Source organism: Planktosalinus sp. (assembly GCF_059864935.1).
In genome coordinates, this window is record NZ_JCBCCK010000019.1 from 1 (window position 1) to 5,854 (window position 5,854).

At 40.5% G+C, this 5,854-nt stretch carries 5 protein-coding genes and 1 pseudogene; 4 read left to right on the forward strand and 2 right to left on the reverse strand.

Going from position 1 to position 5,854, the window contains the following annotated elements:
* From AC6F75_RS00785 to queG, 4 genes and pseudogenes are all read left to right on the forward strand, one after another.
* Window positions 1-264 (forward strand): annotated as a pseudogene (locus tag AC6F75_RS00785) (cytochrome c oxidase subunit II); the annotation flags it as partial.
* Window positions 265-284: 20 nt separating this feature from the next.
* On the forward strand, window positions 285-2,108 hold the full coding sequence (locus tag AC6F75_RS00790) for a cbb3-type cytochrome c oxidase subunit I (RefSeq protein ID WP_500713023.1): 1,824 nt from the start codon (window positions 285-287) through the stop codon (window positions 2,106-2,108).
* A 280-nt stretch (window positions 2,109-2,388) separates the two neighbouring features.
* The gene (gene ruvB, locus AC6F75_RS00795; protein WP_500713024.1) at window positions 2,389-3,411 is read left to right on the forward strand and encodes a Holliday junction branch migration DNA helicase RuvB; all 1,023 of its coding nucleotides are present in this window, start codon (window positions 2,389-2,391) and stop codon (window positions 3,409-3,411) included.
* A gap of 101 nt (window positions 3,412-3,512) precedes the next feature.
* Window positions 3,513-4,439: a tRNA epoxyqueuosine(34) reductase QueG gene (gene queG / locus AC6F75_RS00800; RefSeq protein ID WP_500713025.1), complete on the forward strand. Its 927-nt coding sequence runs from the start codon at window positions 3,513-3,515 to the stop codon at window positions 4,437-4,439.
* A 163-nt stretch (window positions 4,440-4,602) separates the two neighbouring features.
* Here queG and AC6F75_RS00805 read toward each other — a convergent pair whose 3' ends face one another.
* Both AC6F75_RS00805 and AC6F75_RS00810 read right to left on the reverse strand, forming a co-directional pair.
* Window positions 4,603-4,911: a helix-turn-helix domain-containing protein gene (locus tag AC6F75_RS00805; protein WP_500713026.1), complete on the reverse strand. Its 309-nt coding sequence runs from the start codon at window positions 4,909-4,911 to the stop codon at window positions 4,603-4,605.
* Window positions 4,912-4,929: 18 nt separating this feature from the next.
* On the reverse strand, window positions 4,930-5,259 hold the full coding sequence (locus AC6F75_RS00810) for a type II toxin-antitoxin system RelE/ParE family toxin (RefSeq protein WP_500713027.1): 330 nt from the start codon (window positions 5,257-5,259) through the stop codon (window positions 4,930-4,932).
* Between the last annotated feature and the right edge of the window lie 595 nt (window positions 5,260-5,854).

Consider the following 5,854-nt stretch of genomic DNA (forward strand, 5'->3'; position numbering starts at 1 on the left):
ACCACCGAGGAAATGCGTATGAATCCCGACATCATCACAAAAGTTGAAAACATCAACAACATCAGGACCGAAAGAAATGTAGCACTTGCCGCTCAGGGAGAAGAGCCGCTTGACCCTTATGAGTTTGATTACCTCCTGTTATGTAACAAAATTTGCGGGGCATCTCATTACAATATGCAAATGAAAATTATTGTTGAGTCTGAAGAAGATTTTGAAGCCTGGCTCGCCGAACAAAGAACATTTGCACAAACCATAAATCCATAATTAAGATCAAGATTTAAGATATGTCAACAGAAGCACACAATCATTCAACTGGTCACGACGACCACGGACATCATCATCATAAAGATACTTTTATAACCAAGTACATATTCAGTATCGACCACAAAATGATTTCCAAGCAATACCTCATCACAGGTTTGTTTATGGGGATCATCGGTATAGCTATGTCAATCTTATTCAGAATGCAGTTGGCTTGGCCGGATAAGCAGTTTACCGCTTACGAAATCTTCCTTGGAAAATGGGGAGCTGATGGGATTATGGACCCTAATGTATATTTGGCTTTGGTTACCATTCACGGAACCATCATGGTGTTCTTTGTCCTTACTGCCGGATTGAGCGGTACTTTTAGTAACCTTTTAATTCCGTTGCAAATTGGTGCAAGGGATATGGCCTCCGGATTCCTGAATATGGTTTCTTACTGGTTGTTCTTCCTGTCGAGTGTGATTATGATAATGTCATTGTTTGTTGAAGCAGGACCCGCAGCCGCTGGTTGGACGATTTATCCGCCACTGAGTGCTTTGCCACAAGCAATGCCCGGCTCAGGGGCAGGCATGACCCTTTGGCTGGTTTCTATGGCTATTTTTATTGCTTCTTCATTACTTGCTTCGTTAAACTACATTGTTACGGTAATCAACCTGAGAACCAAAGGAATGTCTATGACCCGACTTCCGTTGACCATTTGGGCGTTTTTTGTGACTGCAATTATTGGTGTGGTTTCGTTCCCAGTACTTTTATCGGCTGCTTTGATGCTGATTATGGACAGAAGTTTCGGAACATCCTTCTTCCTTTCCGATATTTTTATCGCAGGTGAAATTTTACACAATCAGGGAGGTTCGCCGATACTTTTTCAGCACCTGTTTTGGTTTTTAGGTCACCCAGAAGTATACATTGTTATCCTTCCGGCATTGGGGATTACTTCTGAGATAATCGCTACCAATTCACGAAAACCCATCTTTGGGTATCGGGCAATGGTTGCTTCAATTTTGGCCATTGCATTCCTTTCAACCATCGTTTGGGGGCACCATATGTTCGTTACGGGTATGAACCCGTTTCTGGGCTCGGTGTTTACGTTTACAACACTGTTGATTGCAATACCTTCAGCCGTAAAAGCATTCAACTACATCACCACACTCTGGAAAGGAAATCTCCAGTTTAATCCGGCGATGCTGTTTTCCATAGGGCTGGTGTCCACCTTTATCTCGGGTGGATTAACAGGTATTATTTTAGGGGATAGTGCTTTGGATATTAATGTACACGATACTTACTTTGTAGTGGCTCACTTCCATCTGGTAATGGGTATTTCAGCGCTATACGGCCTTTTTGCCGGAGTCTATCACTGGTTCCCGAGGATGTTTGGCCGAATGATGAATAAAAACCTGGGCTACGTCCACTTCTGGGTAACTGCAATTGGTGCTTATGGTATTTTCTTCCCCATGCACTTTGTCGGTATGGCCGGTTTGCCACGTAGGTATTATACAAATACAGCTTTCCCGTATTTTGATGATTTGGCTAATATCAATGTAGTGATAACCATTTTTGCAATCATCACGGCATCGGTTCAGTTGGTATTCCTTTACAATTTTATTTCATCTATTTTCTATGGAAAAAGAGCACCTCAAAACCCCTGGAATTCAAATACACTGGAGTGGACAGCACCTGTAGAGCATATCCACGGAAACTGGCCGGGTGCAATCCCACATGTTTACCGGTGGTCATATGATTATAGCAAACTGAACAAAAAAGGTGACGACTATGTCATTCCCGGACAGGATTTTATTCCACAAAACGTTCCCCTGCAGGATGACGAAGAAGAACTGAATCATTAAGTTTTATACCAACCAGATTCATGAAAGCCCTCTTTTTAATTTTAAAGGGGGTTTTTTGTTGCCAAATTTTTATTTGAATATTACGATATAGTTATATTTCAAAAATTTGAATATTTACCCAATGAATAAAATCTTAATTCACTTTAAGTTTGGTGCCGAAAGAGATTTTATAATCAAATTTATTGAGTTAGCACAAAAAAGCCACGTTTGGGAGTCGTGGGGTTTTTATTTGAAACCCACTGCATAACATACTCAGTTCATTTTCCATATCTTTGTTTTTATGAATGAACATTTAGATCCCACAAGCGAAAATTTCACTCCCGAAGAAATCGACTTGGAACGCAAGTTGCGTCCGCTCTCATTTGATGATTTTAGCGGACAAGAAAAAGTGCTTGAAAACCTGAAAATATTTGTAGAAGCAGCCAATTTAAGAGGAGAGGCTTTAGACCACACCCTTTTTCATGGCCCTCCGGGTTTGGGAAAAACAACACTCGCTTACATCCTAGCCAATGAACTTGAAGTGGGTATAAAAATTACCTCAGGCCCGGTAATCGACAAACCCGGCGACCTGGCAGGACTACTTACCAACCTTGAAGAAAGGGATGTCCTTTTTATTGACGAAATACACCGATTGAGTCCCATTGTGGAAGAGTACTTGTACTCAGCCATGGAAGATTATAAAATTGATATAATGATTGAATCGGGTCCCAATGCCCGCACTGTGCAAATCAATCTCAATCCGTTTACCCTGGTGGGGGCAACCACTCGTTCAGGTTTGCTCACAGCACCTATGAGGGCTCGTTTTGGAATTTCCTCACGACTGGAGTATTACAACACCGAACTGCTCACCACTATCGTGCAACGCAGTTCCGAAATTCTCAAAGTAAAAATAAGTATGGAAGCCGCCATTGAGATTGCCGGTCGCAGCAGGGGCACACCGCGAATTGCGAATGCACTGCTTCGCCGTGTAAGGGATTTTGCCCAGATTAAAGGCGATGGAAATATCGACATCAAAATTGCAAAATATGCACTGGAAGCATTAAATGTAGATAAATTTGGCCTGGACGAAATGGACAACAAAATATTGACCACCATCATCGATAAATTTAAAGGTGGCCCCGTGGGCATTACCACATTGGCAACAGCCGTAAGCGAAAGTGCAGAAACCATCGAGGAAGTCTATGAGCCTTTTTTAATCCAGCAGGGATTTATTATGCGCACTCCCCGTGGTCGTGAAGTCACCGAAGCAGCATACAAACACCTGGGAAAAATCAATCCCGGAAAACAAGGGGGATTGTTCTAGAGGAAAATAAATATCTGCGAAAATCTGCGAAATCTGCTGGAAAACTCAGGTAATAAAATGCCTCTTGTCTTCCAAAGTTTTAATTGAACTTAACCTAAAGAGTGTCAAATAAATTTAAATACACCCAACTCATTAAATCCGAAGCCAAACGCCTCGGGTTTTTGTCTTGTGGCATCAGCAAAGCCGGTTTTTTGGAAGAAGAAGCACCCCGTTTGGAAGCTTGGCTCAACAAAAACATGCACGGAGAGATGAAGTATATGGAAAACCATTTTGACAAACGTCTGGACCCCACGCAGCTCGTTCCCGGAGCAAAAAGTGTGGTTTCCCTGCTGCTCAATTACTTTCCGGAACAAACACAAGGCGAAGGCACTTATAAAATCTCAAAATATGCTTACGGCACTGATTACCATTTTGTGATTAAGGACAAATTAAAACAATTGCTCCATTTCATTGATGAGGAAATCGGGGAAGTGGGGGGCAGGGCATTTGTCGATTCTGCGCCGGTGCTGGACAAAGCCTGGGCAGCCAAAAGCGGATTGGGCTGGATGGGCAAACACAGTAATCTGCTTACCAAACAGGTGGGGTCTTTCTACTTTATTGCTGAACTGATTATCGACCTTGAGCTTGAATATGACCACCCGGTGACAGACCACTGTGGTGCTTGTACCGCTTGCATCGATGCCTGCCCAACAGAAGCTATTATAGAACCATATGTGGTGGACGGCAGCAAGTGCATTTCTTATTTTACCATAGAACTCAAAGAAGCCATTCCCACCGAATTCAAAGGACAATTTGACGACTGGATTTTTGGTTGTGATGTATGTCAGGATGTATGCCCCTGGAACCGTTTTTCAAAGTCGCACCGGGAACCGCTGTTTAACCCACACCCTGAACTACTTGAAATGACTAAAAAAGACTGGCAGGAAATCACTCAAGAAACTTTTGGTAAGATTTTTCAAAAATCGGCAGTCAAACGCACCAAATTTGAAGGCTTAAAACGGAATGTTGGGTTTTTGGGGGAGGGGTAACTTTTAAAGTGTACTGTTTTTTGGGGTTTACAACATTCCTTGGCTATAACCTGTGGCGTGGATTGAGCAACTAACCTGCCCGCCGCAGGCTGGTTTAGCAAACAAAGAAACACAGACCAAGCAATGGCTCATACAGGTGTTGTGCGGTCGGCATTCTTTTCGGTTAGTATGCTAATTTATGGTCATTCAGTTCTACGTCAAATTTTACTTTCGCACCTAATACTTTAAACACTTTTAAAATTGTCGAAAATCTGGCGTCTGTTGCGCTATTCTCGATTTTTGAAATCTGTGCTTTTTTAACTCCAACAAGTTCTCCGAGTTGCTCTTGAGTCAGATTTCTTTCTTTTCGTGCTTTTTTAATTTCATACCCAAGTAAGTCAAGTCGAAGTTCGTTTTCAAATTCGTCACGCTTTTTTGTTCCTTTTTTGCCAATGTAACTGTCAGTCAGTTCTTCTAAACTATATGTTTTCATTTTCTTTTATTTTTTTCGTTAAAATACTGTTGTCTTATTCGTTCCACTTTTTCGTTCCACTTTTTTCGGGATTTTGTCTGTCTTTTTAATTATTCCGTGAGTTGAAACAGCAATAGTATCCTCTTTGTCGGTCTTATCCCAAAAGGCGAAAAGTCGGAAGTAAGTTTTGTTGTATTTAGTTCTGAATTCCCAAATTTCGTCCTGTAACTTTTTAAAAAGTTCTTTATCATTTGTTATTTGGGATTTCCAAATGTTGTAAATTATTTTCTCTCGACTTTTTTCGTCAATGCCGTCAAGAAATTGTTTTGCTTCCTCTAGTACTTCAACTCGGAATTTTTGTTCGCCCATTCAAATCTTTTTACAAAGATAAATGTTTCTTATTTAGGAAACAAATGTTTTTTGTAGTTCTGTTTTATGCTACCGTACAACTTGTTTATATGCGGAACTTTTATCAGTATTACAGGCTAATATGGCATGCTATGCACTAGTTTTAATTTATTAAGTAGCGGCTTATTTTTAATCATGTTTGTTTGTTATTGGTATTTTAATTTAGGGGATACCCAAACTTAAATCATTTTTACAAACCTTCAAAAAATACAAACGTTTTTGCAGTCAAAACTTGTTGAATAAGCTGTAAAGGAGGGCTTTTTTAAACGAATATATCACCCATGTATATGCTTCTGACTATCCAGCCTTAAAAAGATAAAGACCAAAATAGTAAATGCCACAAACCCAAGACTTCGGGATTTCCACTGTGGCACTAAGATAGCAAAATTGCGGTGAATCCGACTTAAGCAAAGACAGAAGCAAAACATTTTACGGGATATTGACTATATTTTTTTCTTGTAATAGGTTGTTTTTTTATCTCCATATTTTTCGATAAGGCCTTTTTCTACTCCATTTTTCAAATCTCTACTTGCGGTTGCTGTTGATAGTTCTGAAT

What these genes read in the sequence shown, in the direction of transcription:
- ruvB (WP_500713024.1), top strand. Translation starts at nt 2,389, where the DNA reads ATGAATGAACATTTAGATCCCACAAGCGAAAATTTCACTCCCGAAGAA.
- AC6F75_RS00805 (WP_500713026.1), bottom strand. Translation starts at nt 4,911, where the DNA reads ATGAAAACATATAGTTTAGAAGAACTGACTGACAGTTACATTGGCAAA.
- AC6F75_RS00810 (WP_500713027.1), bottom strand. Translation starts at nt 5,259, where the DNA reads ATGGGCGAACAAAAATTCCGAGTTGAAGTACTAGAGGAAGCAAAACAA.
- AC6F75_RS00790 (WP_500713023.1), top strand. Translation starts at nt 285, where the DNA reads ATGTCAACAGAAGCACACAATCATTCAACTGGTCACGACGACCACGGA.